The sequence below is a fragment of the Citrobacter sp. RHBSTW-01044 genome, from assembly GCF_013781945.1.
Taxonomy (GTDB): Bacteria; Pseudomonadota; Gammaproteobacteria; order Enterobacterales; family Enterobacteriaceae; genus Citrobacter; species Citrobacter braakii.
In genome coordinates, this window is sequence record NZ_CP056180.1 from 1,907,948 (window position 1) to 1,923,907 (window position 15,960).

Sequence of the window (15,960 nt, forward strand, 5' to 3'; positions counted from 1 at the left end):
CAGTTTCCGTTCACCTTATGTGCGTTGCTTCTCTGATAACGTTATACCTGTGAACGCGCAAGGAAGGCTCACCGCCGCCTCCCTTGCATCCCTGGCTCCCGGCGGGAAAATCGTCGCTGCGCGATTCATTCGTCTTATGCCGTCCGCCTGTCGGGTCGGGGCCGGGCCTGCGTCCCTGCTGGCCGTCCCCTCTGCCCGCATCCCTGCGGGCAGACCCGGTCAGCCGTCAACGCCTCATCGATTTTCAGCCGGACCGGGGTCATCGCTGCAACGCGCTGACTTCCAGTTAACTCTGTTTTGCTATTCAGATAAAAAACGCAGGTGGTCAGGTGTGGGCTGGTCCGGCTGAAAATTGCCGACGTGTTTCCGTAAGGCCGGGAGAACCCGCAGGGATGCGGGTTCAGGGCGCGTTTTGCAGGGACGCTGCCTCGCGTCCGGCCCGGTAGCCTGGAGGAATAAACGGAGGGGACCACGAAGTGGCAATTTTCCCGCCGGGAGCCGGGATTGTAAAGGGCGTGGCGGAGAACGCCCTTTACACGTTCACAGGAATCGGTGTTTCAGAGAAACGATGCACATGAGGTGAACGGAACCCTTACCGTGAGATAGCATATTCATAACTTCTGCCAACACAGGTGATGCTTTCTGATACAGAGGCGTTAACTGAACTGCATTAGCCTCAGGCGGCTTTTTTATGCGGATTTTAGGCGTAACCCACTAAAACTGATAATAAAAGCTATAATTAACGGATATCTGCTGCGGCGAAGGAAAGGAAAAAGATGCGTCGTGTAAAACTGCTTTGTTCACTCATTATGCTGCTCGTGAGTCAGAGCGCGCAGGCGGTGAGTTATCCGCTCCCGCCTGAAGGCAGTCGCCTGGTGGGGAGCCCTTTGACCATTACGGTACCTTCAGGAAACACTCAGCCGTTGGAAGCTTTTGCCGCGCAGTACGGACAGGGGTTGAGCAATATGCTGGAGGCCAATCCCGGCGTGGATGTTTTTCTGCCTAAGTCTGGCTCTACGCTGGTTGTGCCACAGCAACTGATATTACCGGATACTGTACGCGAGGGGATCGTAATCAACGTCGCAGAAATGCGCCTTTACTATTATCCCGCTGGCAGCAATACGGTTGAGGTTTTACCCATTGGCATTGGCCAGGCGGGCAGAGAAACGCCGCGTAACTGGGTGACGGCGGTAGAACGTAAGCAGGAAGCACCAAGCTGGACGCCTACGCCGAATACCCGGCGCGAATACGCAGCACGTGGGGAAAGCCTGCCGGCGTTTGTTCCTGCCGGGCCGGATAACCCGATGGGACTGTATGCGATTTATATCGGCAGGCTTTATGCCATTCATGGCACAAATGCGAATTTCGGTATTGGTCTGCGGGTAAGTCAGGGGTGTATCCGTTTACGTAATGACGACATTAAATATCTGTTTGATACCGTACCGGTAGGGACGCGTGTGCAACTGATAGACCGACCGGTGAAATACAGCGTAGAGCCGGACGGTAGTCGCTGGGTGGAAGTGCATGAACCACTGTCACGAAACCGGTCGGAATACGAGTCTGACAGAAAAGTTCCCTTGCCAGTCACCCCCGCGCTGCGCACCTTCATCAGCGGGAATGACGTGGATGTGAGTCGCGGAAATCAGGCACTGGAAAGACGCTCCGGCATGCCGGTGAATATCAGTCTGATTCAGACCCATTACTAATTTTCAAGGCGCCCCTGTGACCCTTAGCCTGAGTGGGTCGCTTTTTTAATTTGATACTGTCCCATTTTTACCACGCCAATATGGTCTGCCATTAGCTGCGCCTCGTGTTCGCTGTGTGTAACCAGCAGTGCCGTTTGCCCGGCGGCACGCAAAATATCCCGCACCTCGTTGCCAAGACGCTCACGCGTGCGCTTATCAAGGCTGGAGAAAGGCTCATCGAGCAGCAGGATTTCCGGATGCGGCGCCAGCGCGCGCGCAAGAGCGATACGCTGCTGTTGACCGCCGGACAGTTCATGCGGATAACGGCTGGCATGACTGTGCAACTCCACCATTTTTAACAGCTCCGCCACCCGGACCTGCTGCTGCTCACGCGGCATACGTCGTAACCCAAAGGCCACGTTTTGTTGCGCGGTCAGGTGAGGGAATAACGCATATTCCTGAAAGACCATGCCGACATGCCGTTTTTCCGGCGGCAGATGAACACCGGAACCGGCAACGCGGCGCTGCGACACATAGATCTCTCCGCTTCGCAGCCGTTCAAATCCGGCAACTGCGCGTAACACGGTGGTTTTTCCGCAACCTGAAGCGCCCAGTAGACAGGCGATCTCTCCTTTACGTACCGACATTGAAAACCCGCTCAGCACCGATTGCTGGCTGTTGCCGTAGGCAACATGCACATCCTGGAGTCGTAATGCAATTTCTGACATTGTTACTCTCTTAACCACGGCGAGTCATCTGGTGACGCACCAACAAAATAACCGGTAGCGTGCCAGCTAAAACAATCATTAGCGCGGCGATAGCACCTTCTTCATAGGTTCCACGGGCGGCTTCTGCATACAGCAACGTAGCCAGCGTTTCGAAGTTTACCGGGCGCAACAGCAACGTTGTTGGCAGTTCTTTCATGGCATCGGCAAAAACCAGCAGGGCGCTACTCACTAACGCCGGGCGCAGCAATGGGAAATGAACCCGTGCAAATGTGCCGGCACCATTCTCACCCAACAGACGAGAAGCCTGCTCCAGCGAAGGCGGAATGCGGCCCAGGCCGGAATCCAGTGCGCCGATAGCAATCGCCTGGAAACGCATGGCACAACAAATTACCAGCAGGATCCCGGCAGACATCAGCGGCAGGCCGCGAACATCCAGTAAATCTGCCAGCCAGCGGTCGACTGCCATCGCGGGGGTTAAAAAACCAATCGCCAGAATTGTACCGGGAACCGCGTAGCCTAAAGAAGCCAGACGCATCACACCACGGCGAAATCCTGGCATCGCGTTATCTGCGGCGCTATGCCGCGCGCTCCAGGCCACCAACATACTGACGCAAACCACCACCAACGTGGTTCCCGCGGCCAGTGATAACGTATTTTGTAATGCAGCCAGTAACGAGGAGGATATAGGGCTCTCGTCACCTATATGTTTGGCGCTTTCCCAGATTAAAAACAGCACCGGGGCCAGAAAGCCCAGCACAACTGGCAGCGAAATAACGACACCGAGTAGCCAGCCACGCCAGCCTTGCACGCGGGTGGGTTGAATCTCCCGCAGGCTACGGCTGCTGAATCCCTGTTTTCTGCGGCCATAAAATTCCAGCGTCAGAATAAAGAATATAAACATCAGCATCATGCAGGCGATTTGCGCTGCGGCAGATAAATCAGAGCGAGAGATCCACGTGGTGTATACGGTAACTGTTAACGTTTGTACCCCGAGAAATTCCGACGCGCCGATATCGTTAAGCGTCTCCAGCAGCGCCAGACTGATCCCGACGGCCAGTGCCGGGCGAGCCATGGGGAGAGCAACACGAAAAAAGGTCCCGGTTGCGCTGCAACCCAGCGTACGTGCAGCTTCCAACAGATGGGCCGGCTGGCTGATAAACATGGCGCGGGTTGTCAGGTACACGTAAGGATAAAGTACTAATCCGAGCAGGATTATTGCGCCGGAAAGGGAACGTAAATCGGGCAGGCGGAACTGTCGCGGGTTGTCAAAGCCCAGTATAAAACGGATAAAGGTTTGCAACGGGCCAATCGGATGCAGCAGATCGAGCCATGCAAAGGCAACGATGTAGGTCGGCATTGCCAGCGGCAACAGCAGCGCCCAACTGAGAATTTTTCGCCCAGGGAAATCCCATGCCGTTACCGCCCATGCGCTGCCTACGCCAATGACGCCAACCATTATCGCGACACCCGCTAGCAACAGCACGGTGTTTTTGAGCGCTGAAGGCAGTACATATGTCATAAGATTATCCCAGTGGGATAAATCAGCCTGAGTGGCCTGCCAGATCAGCGCAACGATGGGGGTCAGGACGCCAAGCGCGACGCACAACGCGCCAAGATGCAACGGCGTTAATAATGACTGCGGCCCGGAAACCAGGCCGCGTAACGTCGGAAACTGCAGCGATTTATTGATCGAATCCAACTTTATCTACCAGCAGGCTAGCTTGTTTACGATACTTCACGATCTCTGTGAGCGGTGTTTTATCGACGTCGATTTCACCGATTGTGGCGCTAATGACCGGGTCAAGCGTTACGCCTTTCAGTACCGGATATTCGAAGTTCGCTTTCGCATACTGCTGCTGGGCAGGCGCGGAAACCAGATATTCCATCAGCTTAACGGCATCGGCTTTATTTGGCGCATAGCGGGCAACGGCAGCGCCGCTGATGTTGACGTGCGTACCGCCATTTTCAAAGGTTGGTTTAACGACTTTAATGGCATCGCCCCACTGACGAGCATCGCTGCCTTCTTTGGCGTTTTTCATATGGCCGACATAATAGGAGTTTGCCAGGCCGATATCACAAATTCCACCGAGGATATCGCGGGCAACATCGCGATCGCCGCCGGTGGCTTTACGCGCCAGGTTAGCCTTCACGCCGCGCAGCCATTCTTCGGTTTTGGCTTCACCATGATGGGCAATCATCGCGGCGATCAGCGCCGTGTTGTAGGGGTGCTGACCGGAACGAATACAAACTTTACCTTTGTATTCTGGGCTGGCGAGCTGTTCGTAATGCCAGTTATCGATTGGCAGCGACTTCTCGGCATACAGTACGCGGGCGCGCATAGAAAGCGCAAACCACTGATTATCCGCGCCGCGCAGATTCGCCGGAATGGCGGCTTTCAGCGCTTCTGACTCTACCGGCTGGGTGACGCCGGCTTCAACTAAATCGATGAGATTTCCGGCATCGACGGTCATCAGCAGGTCGGCAGGGGAGTTTTTGCCTTCAGCCTTAACACGCTCCAGCATACCGTCTTTGATATAGACCGTACTTACTTTGATACCGCTGGTTTTAGTCCAGCTATCAAGTAAAGGCTGGATCAGGCCCGGTTCACGGGTGGTGTAAAGCGTTAACGTTTCCTGAGCGAAAGCTGGCAGGCTGACAGAGAAGAGGAGGGCAGAGGCAAGCGTGATACGGCGCAATCCGGTGCGAGTCAGAGCATTCATCGTTTTTATCCCAGAGTAATTGGAACATGCAGTGAACCGAGTCGGGGCTCGTTCTTTTGGCTCGCGTACAATAAATGATAATCACTAGCACTTACAATAATTGCAAAGTTTAAACGATTTACATTTACACAACTTTAATCAACGATGTGATGCGGCATGGAATGGGGAGTTATGGCAGACTGAGCGCTTATAGAGGCAGCTTTTACACAGACATGAAAAGCAAAAAGCCCGCTTAAGTTTCCTTAAGCGGGCTTCTTAAATTTGGCTCCTCTGACTGGACTCGAACCAGTGACATACGGATTAACAGTCCGCCGTTCTACCGACTGAACTACAGAGGAATCGTGTGAACGAGGCGCATATTACTGACCTCATCATGAGGTGTCAACAGTAAAATTAGCGCGTCATTTCAATTGGTTAATTAATCTTCAAATTCAGTGTTAATGCGTGTTTGGTGAGCGATAATCGTCGTCTCCCCGGGTATCGCCTAACCGCTCCATGGGGTTCTGGCGATAAAACTGGATGAAACGCTGCCATAAGGCAGGAAAACGCGGAGCAAATAATTCAGGAGCACTGAAAAAATACTCGGATAGCACGGCAAAGCATTCAGCAGGATCGGTCGCTGCGTAGGCATCTATACTGCACGCAGTTTCACCAACCAGATCGATCTCATCCTGAATATTGTTCATTGCAGCATGCAGGTCGTGTTCCCAACCGGCGATATCGCGCAGGGGAATCGCCGGAATACCGCTGGCACGATCGCCATTACGCATATCAAGCTTGTGCGCCACTTCATGGATGATCAGATTAAAGCCGGAGGCATCAAAGGAATCCTGAATATCAAGCCAGTTGAGGATTATCGGGCCTTGTTGCCAACTCTGCCCGGACTGTACCACGCGTTGATTATGCACCAGCCCAATGTCGTCTTCCCATTCATCGTCTACGACAAATGGGGCAGGGTAGATGAGAACTTCATGAAACCCGTCGAGCCACTCAATCCCCATTTCCAGAACAGGTAAACAGAATAGCAGAGCAATGCGCGCACTTTTTAGCGGGTCCAGCTCAAACCCCTGAAGAGCGACTAACCTTTTTTGTTGTAAAAAGCGCTCGGCCAGGGCAATAAGTCTGGCTTGTTCTTGCTCGGTGAGATTCACCAAAAGGGGAATAGCCAGGGCGTCGTCCCATGGCCAATCGTCACTCCGGGTTGCTTCTTGTTCTTTCCAGGGCCACTTAATCATCGTTTTGCTCGCAAACTCGTCACTTGAACGAAATTGACGGAACTGGGTCTGTTAAAATGCCAAATTACCTGGCATCATGGCAACCGCCAAAACGGAGAGATGCCAGAGCGGCTGAATGGACCGGTCTCGAAAACCGGAGTAGGGGCAACTCTACCGGGGGTTCAAATCCCCCTCTCTCCGCCACTATTCAAGCACTTGCACGCCTTGCTTTCAACGACAGTTCTCATGGATGTCTTTTTCTTTGAGTATCCTCACAAGTTTATCGTTGTAATGCCCGTGTGGTAAAAAATACGCTTCGTTGAACAAAAAAGCCCGCAGCGCGGGCTTTTGAGTTTGTGGAGATTAGAACTGGTACACAATACCCATGGCAAACTGATCATCAACTGCGTTGCCAGTAATTGCGCCGTCTTCTTTATCCAGCAGGTTAAATTTATACGCTGTGTAGACGTTCATATTTTTATTGAAGTAGTACCAGGTGCCGAGCTCGACGTAATTCACGCGGTCAGCGTTAACACCGCCGGCCAGGTCTTTACCCTGCGAGTAAACGTAACCCAGAGATGGACGCAGACCAAAGTCGAACTGATATTGAACGACTGCTTCAACGTTTTGCGTTTTGTTTGCAAAAACCGGATCGGTTCCGGTTCCGGTTCCGGTTCTGGTCATATTACGCGTTTCGCCATACATCGCTGCCGCATAAACGCTGTTGGCGTCATATTTTGCTGCCAAAGACCAGACTTCAGCGTTGCTGCCATAGCCATCAATGGATTGTTTGTCCGCACGGTCGGATTTACCATACACCGCGACGACACCAAAGCCATCCACGTTATAGTCCACCGACATGCTGTAGCCGTCGCCATTTGCTTTAGTGCGATCGCGATCGTCATTTTTGCCCTGGTACTGCAGCGCGAAATTAAGACCCTCAACCATGCCGAAGAAGTCTGTGTTGCGGTAGGTCGCCACGCCGTTGGTACGACCGGTCATGAAATTATCCGTCGCAGCCCATGAATCGCCACCCCATTCAACCAGCATATCGGTGTAGGCTGCCGCATCGTAGGCTACGCCATAGTTACGACCATAATCAAATGAGCCGTAATCCGCATATTTCAGGCCCGCGAAGGCCAGACGGGTTTTTTGCTCCTGAACTCCTTCTGCATTGCTGGCGTCGAGGTTGTGTTCAAACTGACCAAAACCTGTCAACTCGTTGCTGATCTGGGTTTCACCTTTCACCCCAAAACGGGCGTAAGAGGTGTCAGCATTTTCACTGTTACTGCTATCCGTATTCGACCAGATGCGTTCGCCTACCATCTTGCCGTAAAAATCAATTTTATTGCCGTTCTTATTATAAATTTCAGCCGCATTTGCTGCGCTTGCAGCGAATAAGGCAGGGAGAAGCAGTGCCAGTACTTTTCTTTTCATTATGTATTCCCTTTATATAATAATTAAAATGAATATGTAGCGCTATCTGAAAGACTACATTTTAATACTATCCATGAAGTTCATTTAATTTTAAATATAACATGTAACAAATGTATTTAAGATATTTCAAAATATTTCATTGCTGCTTTTATATAATTAAAATCGCATGTCGTTTGAATTAATATTATCTATATAAATGTATTTTTATCATATGGTTATGATTTTTGTTGTTCTATCTTGTTAAATGTATATTATTGATATTTGTTATTTATTTTTGTGTGCGTAATTATAATTGATCTGTTTGTTATTGAATAATGGATTTATATATCCGTGATAGTGATAATTATTAAGGGGATAATATGTAGTGATGATAAAAAAGCGTCGACGGTAGTCTGACATGAGAATTGTTGCTAAGGTGGTTTTCTTTCTGCGAAGAGCGAGAGTATGGAACTACAGTACTGGCAGTCGAAATTTGAAGCCTGGTTACGTGACAATCATTCCGGGCACGACGCTGCCCATGACATCTTTCATTTTCGTCGCGTCTGGATGACGTCACAAAAGTTGAGCATGGATGTGACCGTAGACTGGCTGGTGGTGCTGACGGCGTGCTACTTCCACGATCTCGTCAGTTTGCCGAAGAACCATCCCGATCGTCATCGTTCGTCGGTACTGGCAGCCCAGGAAACGCGTCGCGTTTTGAAGCGTGATTTCCCTGATTTCCCACAACAACGATTACCTGCCGTGTGCCATGCTATTGAGGCGCATAGTTTCAGCGCCAAAATCGTACCAGAAACCCTTGAAGCCAAAATCGTGCAGGATGCTGACCGGCTTGAGGCGTTGGGGGCAATTGGTTTAGCACGGGTATTTGCCGTGTCCGGCGCGTTAGGCGTGGCGCTGTTTGATGCGGAAGATCCGTTTGCCCGACAGCGTAGCCTTGATGATAAACAGTACGCACTCGATCACTTCCAGACCAAATTGTTGACGCTGCCGCTGACGATGCAAACTGAACACGGTCGGCATTTGGCGCAACATAATGCTGACTTCTTACTGACGTACATGGCGAAGCTGAGTGCGGAGTTAAAAGGAGAATATGAAATGCTGGATCTTGACGCGATTCAACCCTTTAAGCTGCGTTAGTCGCCAGTACAGCCGCAACGTCAACCGCGCTAATTTATGTTAACCTGTCAGCTATCCATTTCGGCCGGTTAAATGTATGCAGGATAATTTTTCAGTAGCAGGTTCCATGAACCCGATGACAGATGATAACGAGGCCGCCGCACAGGTGATTTTGGCTAAGTTGCTTGAAATATATGACGTGAAAACGCTGGTTGCTCATCTGAATGGTGTTGGCGAGAACCGCTGGAGTCCGGCCATCTTCAAGCGAGTGGTTGCCAATGAAACGTGGCATCGCCTCAGCGACGGTGAGTTGGCTCATCTGAACGACTTGCTGCCGAGGCCGCCTGCGCATCATCCACATTATGCTTTTCGCTTTATCGATCTTTTTGCCGGTATTGGCGGCATTCGTCGCGGCTTTGAGGCGATTGGCGGGCAGTGCGTGTTTACCAGTGAGTGGAACAAGCATGCGGTGCGCACCTACAAAGCGAATCACTACTGTGATCCTCACCAGCACCATTTTAATGAAGATATTCGCGATATCACCCTCAGTCATCATGATGGGGTGAGCGACCTGCAGGCGGCGGAACATATCCGCCAGCATGTTCCGCAGCATGACGTGCTGCTGGCGGGATTTCCTTGTCAGCCATTCTCTCTGGCCGGTGTATCAAAGAAAAACGCGTTAGGGCGGGCTCATGGCTTCGCCTGCGATACGCAAGGCACACTTTTTTTTGACGTGGTGCGCATCATCGATGCGCGTCGGCCGGCAATATTTGTGCTCGAAAACGTCAAAAACCTGAAGAGTCACGATCAGGGGAAAACGTTCCGCATCATTATGCAAACGCTGGATGAGCTGGGTTATGACGTGGCTGATGCACACGATAACGGGCCGGACGATCCGAAAATTATCGATGGGCAACATTTTTTGCCCCAGCATCGCGAACGTATTGTGCTCGTCGGCTTTCGCCGCGATCTGAATCTGAAATCAGACTTCACGCTGCGCGATATTGTCTCCCGCTATCCTCAGCGGCGTACGACGCTGGCGGAGCTACTTGAGCCGACCGTCGACGCAAAATATGTGCTCACGCCGGTGCTGTGGAAATATCTGTATCGTTATGCGAAAAAGCATCAGGCACGGGGCAATGGATTTGGCTATGGCATGGTGTATCCCAGCAATCCCGATTGCGTAACGCGCACATTATCGGCGCGTTACTATAAAGATGGGGCGGAGATCTTGATCGACCGCGGTTGGGATATGGCGCTGGGTGAAAAGGATTTTGATGATCCGCACAATCAGCGATACCGTCCGCGCAGGCTGACGCCCAGAGAGTGCGCGCGCCTGATGGGATTTGAATCACCTCAGGGCTATCAGTTCAGGATCCCGGTGTCGGACACACAGGCTTATCGTCAGTTTGGTAATTCGGTGGTCGTCCCGGCATTTGCGGCAGTAGCCAGACTGCTGGAGCCAAAAATCAAACAGGCGGTTGCTATTCGCGAGAAAGAGAAACTGCATGGCAGACGTTCACGATAAAGCGACGCGCAGTAAAAATATGCGGGCGATAGCAACCCGCGATACCGCAATTGAAAAACGCCTTGCCAGCGTACTGGCAGAGCAGGGGGTAACGTTTCGTGTGCAGGATGCGACGTTACCTGGTCGTCCCGATTTCGTGGTGGATGATTATCGTTGTGTGATTTTTACCCACGGCTGTTTCTGGCATCATCACAACTGCTATCTATTCAAAGTCCCCGCAACACGAACAGCGTTCTGGCTGGAAAAAATAGGCAAAAATGTTCAGCGTGACGCGCGGGATTGCGAAAAATTGCAGGCTCTGGGCTGGCGCGTACTGATTGTCTGGGAGTGCGCCCTGCGTGGGCGCGAAAAGCTGGGGGATGACGCGTTGTCCGAACGCGTCATCGAGTGGATCTGCGGCGGTGGCGCAAGTGCGCAGATCGACACCCTCGGTATCCATTTACTGTAACGTCTTTTCCGACGGGGTTGCAACGGCGTCCGCTTTAATGGGAAATAAGTATTTACCGAGTGTGACCAGTACCACCGCAAATACAATCACGCCAAGCGCCAGCCATTCGATGGGCGCCAGACTTTCACCTCCCAGGCCGGTACCTAACAGTACGGCGACAACCGGATTAACGTAGGCATAGCTGGTGGCTAATGCCGGGCTGACGTTGCGGATCAAGTACATGTACGCGTTGATGGCAATAATAGAACCAAACACGGCCAGATAGGCGACCGCCATAAAGCCTGAAAACGTCGGCATAGTGGTCAACTTTTCCCCGGAAATCAGCGAGGCGCACATCAGCACAATACCGGCGGCTAACATTTCAATGGCTCCGGCCATCATGCCAACGGGTAACGTTATGCGCGAGCCGTACACTGAGCCAAACGCCCAGCTTATCGAACCTATCAGGATTAAAATTGCTCCCCATGGATTACCACTCAAATTACCACCGCTGTTCAGCATGATGATCCCCGCGAGTCCAATTGCGATCCCCATCCATTCAAGTTTGCGCGTTTTGATGCCAAAAAAGTGGCTAAAACACAGCGTAAACAGCGGGACGGTGGCGACCACCACGGCGGCAATACCGGAAGGCACGTTTTGATGTTCTGCGACGGTGACGAGTCCGTTACCGACAGCCAGCAGCAGGATACCAATTAACGCGGCGTTCAGGAGCACGCGCAGAGGCGGCAGCTTATGTCCGCGGATAAGTAAGAATGCTGTTAATAAAATCCCCGCAGAGAGAAAACGAACGCCAGCCATCATCAACGGCGGCCAGCTTTCAACGCCAATGCGAATAACGAAGTACGTGGAACCCCAAATGATGTACAGCGCGAAAAGCGCACTGAAAAGCGGTAGCAATTGCCTGAAACGCATAATCCCTCACGGTGGAAATAAAAAGGTGCAACATAGTAAACGTCAAAACTATCTTGCTGGCGAGATTTATAATTACGTGCTGATGTTAAAAATTTGTTGACCAGAAAGGTCAGTTTCAGCATTGCGTGTTTTACTTCATACTTATGACTGCAAAAAAATAATATTGAGGGTAAAAATTTTGGCAGGAAGTAGCTTATTGACCTTACTCGATGATATCGCCACTTTGCTGGATGATATCTCTGTCATGGGAAAACTGGCCGCGAAAAAAACCGCGGGTGTGCTGGGAGATGATCTGTCGCTTAACGCGCAGCAGGTGTCGGGTGTGCGGGCGAACCGCGAACTCCCGGTGGTCTGGAGCGTCGCGAAAGGATCGTTTGTTAACAAAGTTATCCTTGTGCCGTTGGCGCTATTGATAAGCGCCTTCATTCCCTGGGCGATCACCCCCTTATTAATGGTAGGCGGGGCGTTCCTCTGTTTTGAAGGTGTAGAAAAAGTTCTCCATACCCTGGAAGCGCGTAAGCACAAAGAAACCCCGGAAGAGCGTCAGCAGCGTCTGACATCATTGGCAGCACAGGATCCGCTCACCTTTGAGAAAGATAAAATCAAAGGGGCGATACGTACCGACTTTATTTTATCTGCTGAGATTGTCGCGATTACGCTGGGGATCGTAGCGGATGCGCCATTGTTGAATCAGGTGTTGGTGTTATCTGGCATCGCGTTAGTGGTGACAGTGGGGGTCTACGGCCTGGTCGGGATTATCGTTAAGCTCGATGATATCGGATACTGGTTGGCAGAAAAGCGCAGTACGCTGGCCCAGTCGCTGGGTAAAGGGTTGCTGGTCGTTGCTCCCTGGCTTATGAAAACACTTTCCGTGGTCGGCACGCTGGCGATGTTTTTGGTTGGCGGCGGAATTGTGGTGCACGGAATAACACCGCTGCATCATGCGATTGAACATTTTGCCCAACAGCAAAGTGCATTGATTGCGCTGATGCTTCCGACCCTGCTGAATCTGGTGCTCGGATTTATCATTGGCGCAATAGTGGTGCTGCTGGTGAAAACCGTCGCCAGAGTGCGCGGAGTTTCGCACTAATTGTCGCAGGGTTGATTACGCAAAACCCTTCTTTGTCGTCTAAGGTGTAAAGGTTTCTCTTGATACAGGAGGCAGGTATGGTCTTTTCTGTCAGTGAGGAAGTCACCTCCAAAGAGGGTGGCCCACGCATGATCGTTACCGGGTATGCCAGCGGAATGGTGGAGTGTCGCTGGTACGACGGCTTTGGCGTCAAACGGGAAGCATTCCGTGAAGATGAACTGGTGCCGGGCGAGCGAAGAACGCTCTGCCAGGATGCCTGAACACCTGGGGTGTGCGTAACCGGGTGATCTTTCAATCATTAGTTATATTTATCATTTTAGTGAGAATTATTTACTTGTCAGGCAAAAAAATTGCAGATAAGGTTTGTTTCACATCAGATTTCCTGGTGTAACGAATTTTCAAGTGCTTCTTGCATAAGCAAGCTTGATCCCGACCCGATAAGGGCCGGGATTTTTTTCGCCCTCAGTCAGCGATTGATCTCCGACACGCTAAAATCATGGATATCAAGCTCGAACGCGTCGGCCAGTTCATGCCACGTGTGGTAATCACGTCCGTCGACGCTGACGCGTTCCGGGTCATCCTGACTGCGATGAATTTCACTCTCGCAGATTTCGTTGATTGCCTTCAGTAGCGCGTCCACATCGACGCTGACTTCACGTTTGGCCGTATCGCTGTACTCTTTCGCGGTTTTCATCCTCATACCTCTCAACCGTTAAGGATACCGGGGGAGCGCATCCAAACATCAGATACGCACAACTTAAGTATAGACCGTCGATAAAACCCGCAATCGCGCGAGGCGGGCGCTGCCAGAAAAAGGAAATTGTTCTACACTGGCACAAAGCCACAGGAGGAAAACTATGAAGGTGAATGATCGGGTCACAGTCAAAACGGACGGCGGTCCTCGTCGACCGGGCGTGGTACTGGCTATCGAAGAGTTTAGTGAAGGCACCATGTACCTGGTTTCGCTGGAAGACTACCCGCTCGGTATCTGGTTCTTTAATGAAACAGGTCATCAGGATGGTATCTTCGTGGAAAAAGTAGAATAAGGTGAGTTTTGCTGCATGATCCTGACTGGTGGATTCGCCACCAGTCAGAACGTGTTAGCGCGTATTCACAAAGATACCATTGGTAACGTTATCGGTGAGTCTCACAACGTGATAGATAACTTGCTTATTATGCGTCTTTATCTTTCGTTTTATATTCCCCTTATGGGATGACACGGTCTTGGCCTTGATATTCATTTGGTCGGATATCTGTATTGTTCCCTGACCCTCCATCCACATGCGTAGCATGCTGGACTCGGTACGGCTCAATGATAATGTCGGTAGATTCACATCAATGACAAAATCTACTTCTTTTTTCAGAATATCGCCAAGGAGTTCATCCAGTGAATCTGGTTTAATCGACTTAGAACTAATCAATAAATTTTTTCTGACTAATAGATACTCATCAAAATGCACGTTGGCAATTGCCATAAACACAATAAATAATGTGCCGGGATGCTGATTAATGATTTGCTTTATTTGCTGGCTATTAGCAGGATCGTGGATAAAGCAGTCCTCATTAATAAACACCACAGCGGGCTGTTGAGAGACACAGGCGAGACTGAGCTCCTCAACGTTAGAAATGTTGTTGATTTCCCTTTTCTTCACCCCCCGACTTACCAGATATCCGGTCAACCCTAGCCGGGTGTAACTGCACAAATCCATAATAATCGTTGACATGGCATACCCTCACTCAATGCGTAACGATAATTCCCCTTACCTGATTATTTTCATCACAACTAAACGGAATAATAACGACCCAAGATGACGCTTTCGCTGTTTTTCAGGCGAAATTACTATCCCGTAAAGTTGCGTATAATTTGCCAGGAAACATCTTAAAGTAAAGTAAATGTTGCGTTATGTGAGTGAGTCAATAATAAATAAACCGCGACAGAGATATCCTGGTGGATGTTGTCGCTTTTTAAAATTAGGACAATCCTTAGTAAAACAGGATAAAAATTAAGGGTTATTATTTTCCGGGCATTTCGCTGACAATATCAGCCAACAGATTAAAAATTTCGCTGAATAATCGCTCGCAGAATGGCGCAATTAATGGCATCAGGGCCGCCATTAATGAAATACCCACGGCGAGGGTGAGTGGAAAACCGATGACGAAAATCGACAGCTGCGGCGCCATGCGATTCAACAGACCGAGTGCGAGGTTTAGGGTGAGTAGCAGCGTCATTATCGGCAGGGCCAACATTAGCCCGTTGAGGAAAATCAGGCTACCCGCCCGCGCCAGCGCGAGAAACGCATTGCTGTTCACCGGATTGCCGCCGATTGGCAAGGTATGAAATGTATCCACCAACAGCGAAATAAGCCACAAATGGCCGTTAAAAGTCAGGAATAACAGCATGGCGAGCATGTCGATCAGTCTCGCCAGTACCGGCATATTCAGACGGCTGCCGGGATCAAAGAAGGTTGCGAAGGAGAGACCCATTTGCAGACCAATCAATTCCCCGGCGGTACGTACTGCCGCGAACGCAAACTGCATAGTGAAGCCCAGAGCGATGCCGATCAGGATTTGTTGCATTGCATGCCATAGCGCCACGATAGAAAAGATAGGGACGTCTACCGGGGGAATCGACGGAGCGATAACGACGGTTATCATTAACCCCAGCCCCAGTTTTACCCGTTTGGGGATCGCGCGCTCGCTGAGAATCGGGGCCGTTGAGATGAGCGCCAGGATGCGCAGCAAAGGCCAGAAGTAAAGATTCAGCCAGTGGAGCCACTCAACGCTGGTCACCTGCAGCATAATGTTATCTACCCGATGATATAGGGGATATTGCTGAACAGCGTACGCACGTAGTCGAGCAGCAGGTTAAGCATCCACGGGCCGGCAACAATGATGGCAATAAAAACCGCGACAATTTTGGGAATGAAGGACAGCGTCATTTCGTTTATCTGGGTCGCCGCCTGCAAAATACTGATGATAAGTCCTGTAACGAGGGCGACCAACAGCAAAGGCGCGGCAAGGGCCAGGGCGACTTTCATCGCCTCTGTGCCCATCATCATGACCGATTCAGGTGTCATTTCGC

At 50.9% G+C, this 15,960-nt stretch carries 17 protein-coding genes and 2 tRNA genes; 8 read left to right on the forward strand and 11 right to left on the reverse strand.

Going from position 1 to position 15,960, the window contains the following annotated elements; all coding sequences use genetic code 11:
- The first annotated feature begins 776 nt into the window (after positions 1–776).
- On the forward strand, positions 777–1,706 hold the full coding sequence (gene ldtA, locus HV352_RS09145) for a L,D-transpeptidase (protein ID WP_053390209.1): 930 nt from the start codon (positions 777–779) through the stop codon (positions 1,704–1,706).
- Positions 1,707–1,729: 23 nt separating this feature from the next.
- Here ldtA and HV352_RS09150 read toward each other — a convergent pair whose 3' ends face one another.
- The 5 genes from HV352_RS09150 to mtfA form a co-directional block, all read right to left on the reverse strand.
- Positions 1,730–2,413: an ABC transporter ATP-binding protein gene (locus HV352_RS09150; RefSeq protein ID WP_065554950.1), complete on the reverse strand. Its 684-nt coding sequence runs from the start codon at positions 2,411–2,413 to the stop codon at positions 1,730–1,732.
- A gap of 10 nt (positions 2,414–2,423) precedes the next feature.
- On the reverse strand, positions 2,424–4,112 hold the full coding sequence (locus HV352_RS09155) for an iron ABC transporter permease (RefSeq protein WP_181500260.1): 1,689 nt from the start codon (positions 4,110–4,112) through the stop codon (positions 2,424–2,426).
- On the reverse strand, positions 4,096–5,133 hold the full coding sequence (locus tag HV352_RS09160) for an extracellular solute-binding protein (protein WP_047499042.1): 1,038 nt from the start codon (positions 5,131–5,133) through the stop codon (positions 4,096–4,098). The genes HV352_RS09155 and HV352_RS09160 overlap by 17 nt, the downstream gene beginning before the upstream one ends.
- A 262-nt stretch (positions 5,134–5,395) precedes the next feature.
- Positions 5,396–5,471, reverse strand: a tRNA-Asn gene (locus HV352_RS09165).
- Positions 5,472–5,570: 99 nt separating this feature from the next.
- Positions 5,571–6,368 (reverse strand): DgsA anti-repressor MtfA, encoded by a 798-nt coding sequence (gene mtfA, locus HV352_RS09170; RefSeq protein WP_019077083.1) that lies wholly within the window; start codon positions 6,366–6,368, stop codon positions 5,571–5,573.
- A gap of 93 nt (positions 6,369–6,461) precedes the next feature.
- On the opposite strand from mtfA, the gene HV352_RS09175 reads away from it, so the two are divergent.
- Positions 6,462–6,551, forward strand: a tRNA-Ser gene (locus HV352_RS09175).
- A 159-nt stretch (positions 6,552–6,710) separates the two neighbouring features.
- Here the strand turns inward: HV352_RS09175 and HV352_RS09180 are convergent.
- Positions 6,711–7,784: a porin gene (locus HV352_RS09180; RefSeq protein ID WP_181635371.1), complete on the reverse strand. Its 1,074-nt coding sequence runs from the start codon at positions 7,782–7,784 to the stop codon at positions 6,711–6,713.
- A gap of 444 nt (positions 7,785–8,228) precedes the next feature.
- On the opposite strand from HV352_RS09180, the gene HV352_RS09185 reads away from it, so the two are divergent.
- The 3 genes from HV352_RS09185 (at position 8,229) to HV352_RS09195 (ending at position 10,876) form a co-directional block, all read left to right on the forward strand.
- Complete coding sequence (locus tag HV352_RS09185) at positions 8,229–8,921, forward strand: phosphohydrolase (RefSeq protein WP_053389322.1); 693 nt, start codon at positions 8,229–8,231, stop codon at positions 8,919–8,921.
- Between the two features lie 76 nt (positions 8,922–8,997).
- Positions 8,998–10,428 carry a DNA cytosine methyltransferase gene (locus tag HV352_RS09190; RefSeq protein WP_137367478.1) on the forward strand — a complete coding sequence of 477 codons (1,431 nt, stop codon included), beginning with the start codon at positions 8,998–9,000 and terminating at the stop codon, positions 10,426–10,428.
- Positions 10,409–10,876 carry a very short patch repair endonuclease gene (locus tag HV352_RS09195; protein WP_047357991.1) on the forward strand — a complete coding sequence of 156 codons (468 nt, stop codon included), beginning with the start codon at positions 10,409–10,411 and terminating at the stop codon, positions 10,874–10,876. Before HV352_RS09190 ends, HV352_RS09195 begins: the two co-directional genes overlap by 20 nt.
- Here the strand turns inward: HV352_RS09195 and yedA are convergent.
- Positions 10,868–11,788, reverse strand: a complete 921-nt coding sequence (yedA, locus tag HV352_RS09200; protein ID WP_016156848.1) for a drug/metabolite exporter YedA — start codon at positions 11,786–11,788, stop codon at positions 10,868–10,870. The genes HV352_RS09195 and yedA overlap by 9 nt on opposite strands.
- 178 nt (positions 11,789–11,966) lie before the next feature.
- Between yedA and HV352_RS09205 the strand changes: the two genes are divergently transcribed.
- Positions 11,967–12,878 (forward strand): DUF808 domain-containing protein, encoded by a 912-nt coding sequence (locus tag HV352_RS09205; protein ID WP_029139582.1) that lies wholly within the window; start codon positions 11,967–11,969, stop codon positions 12,876–12,878.
- Positions 12,879–12,955: 77 nt separating this feature from the next.
- Positions 12,956–13,138: a DUF2158 domain-containing protein gene (locus tag HV352_RS09210; RefSeq protein ID WP_047357993.1), complete on the forward strand. Its 183-nt coding sequence runs from the start codon at positions 12,956–12,958 to the stop codon at positions 13,136–13,138.
- A 206-nt stretch (positions 13,139–13,344) separates the two neighbouring features.
- Here HV352_RS09210 and yodD read toward each other — a convergent pair whose 3' ends face one another.
- Positions 13,345–13,572, reverse strand: coding sequence for a YodD family peroxide/acid resistance protein (gene yodD, locus HV352_RS09215; protein WP_003030417.1), 228 nt, complete (start codon positions 13,570–13,572; stop codon positions 13,345–13,347).
- Positions 13,573–13,735: 163 nt separating this feature from the next.
- On the opposite strand from yodD, the gene dsrB reads away from it, so the two are divergent.
- The gene (dsrB, locus tag HV352_RS09220; protein WP_016156846.1) at positions 13,736–13,924 is read left to right on the forward strand and encodes a protein DsrB; all 189 of its coding nucleotides are present in this window, start codon (positions 13,736–13,738) and stop codon (positions 13,922–13,924) included.
- A 54-nt stretch (positions 13,925–13,978) separates the two neighbouring features.
- Here dsrB and rcsA read toward each other — a convergent pair whose 3' ends face one another.
- The 3 genes from rcsA to fliQ all read right to left on the reverse strand — a co-directional run bounded on the left by rcsA (position 13,979) and on the right by fliQ (position 15,955).
- Entirely contained in the window at positions 13,979–14,602 is a 624-nt protein-coding gene (rcsA, locus tag HV352_RS09225) for a transcriptional regulator RcsA (protein WP_016153497.1), read from the reverse strand.
- Between the two features lie 289 nt (positions 14,603–14,891).
- Complete coding sequence (fliR, locus tag HV352_RS09230; protein ID WP_181635372.1) at positions 14,892–15,677, reverse strand: flagellar biosynthetic protein FliR; 786 nt, start codon at positions 15,675–15,677, stop codon at positions 14,892–14,894.
- 8 nt (positions 15,678–15,685) lie between these two features.
- Positions 15,686–15,955: a flagellar biosynthesis protein FliQ gene (fliQ, locus tag HV352_RS09235; RefSeq protein WP_003030425.1), complete on the reverse strand. Its 270-nt coding sequence runs from the start codon at positions 15,953–15,955 to the stop codon at positions 15,686–15,688.
- Positions 15,956–15,960 lie beyond the last annotated feature (5 nt).

Bases quoted from the DNA above. Each gene is read 5' to 3' on its own strand.
- ldtA (WP_053390209.1), top strand. From the start codon at position 777: ATGCGTCGTGTAAAACTGCTTTGTTCACTCATTATGCTGCTCGTGAGT.
- HV352_RS09150 (WP_065554950.1), bottom strand. From the start codon at position 2,413: ATGTCAGAAATTGCATTACGACTCCAGGATGTGCATGTTGCCTACGGC.
- HV352_RS09160 (WP_047499042.1), bottom strand. From the start codon at position 5,133: ATGAATGCTCTGACTCGCACCGGATTGCGCCGTATCACGCTTGCCTCT.
- mtfA (WP_019077083.1), bottom strand. From the start codon at position 6,368: ATGATTAAGTGGCCCTGGAAAGAACAAGAAGCAACCCGGAGTGACGAT.
- HV352_RS09180 (WP_181635371.1), bottom strand. From the start codon at position 7,784: ATGAAAAGAAAAGTACTGGCACTGCTTCTCCCTGCCTTATTCGCTGCA.
- HV352_RS09185 (WP_053389322.1), top strand. From the start codon at position 8,229: ATGGAACTACAGTACTGGCAGTCGAAATTTGAAGCCTGGTTACGTGAC.
- HV352_RS09190 (WP_137367478.1), top strand. From the start codon at position 8,998: ATGCAGGATAATTTTTCAGTAGCAGGTTCCATGAACCCGATGACAGAT.
- HV352_RS09195 (WP_047357991.1), top strand. From the start codon at position 10,409: ATGGCAGACGTTCACGATAAAGCGACGCGCAGTAAAAATATGCGGGCG.
- yedA (WP_016156848.1), bottom strand. From the start codon at position 11,788: ATGCGTTTCAGGCAATTGCTACCGCTTTTCAGTGCGCTTTTCGCGCTG.
- HV352_RS09210 (WP_047357993.1), top strand. From the start codon at position 12,956: ATGGTCTTTTCTGTCAGTGAGGAAGTCACCTCCAAAGAGGGTGGCCCA.
- yodD (WP_003030417.1), bottom strand. From the start codon at position 13,572: ATGAAAACCGCGAAAGAGTACAGCGATACGGCCAAACGTGAAGTCAGC.
- dsrB (WP_016156846.1), top strand. From the start codon at position 13,736: ATGAAGGTGAATGATCGGGTCACAGTCAAAACGGACGGCGGTCCTCGT.
- rcsA (WP_016153497.1), bottom strand. From the start codon at position 14,602: ATGTCAACGATTATTATGGATTTGTGCAGTTACACCCGGCTAGGGTTG.
- fliR (WP_181635372.1), bottom strand. From the start codon at position 15,677: ATGCTGCAGGTGACCAGCGTTGAGTGGCTCCACTGGCTGAATCTTTAC.
- fliQ (WP_003030425.1), bottom strand. From the start codon at position 15,955: ATGACACCTGAATCGGTCATGATGATGGGCACAGAGGCGATGAAAGTC.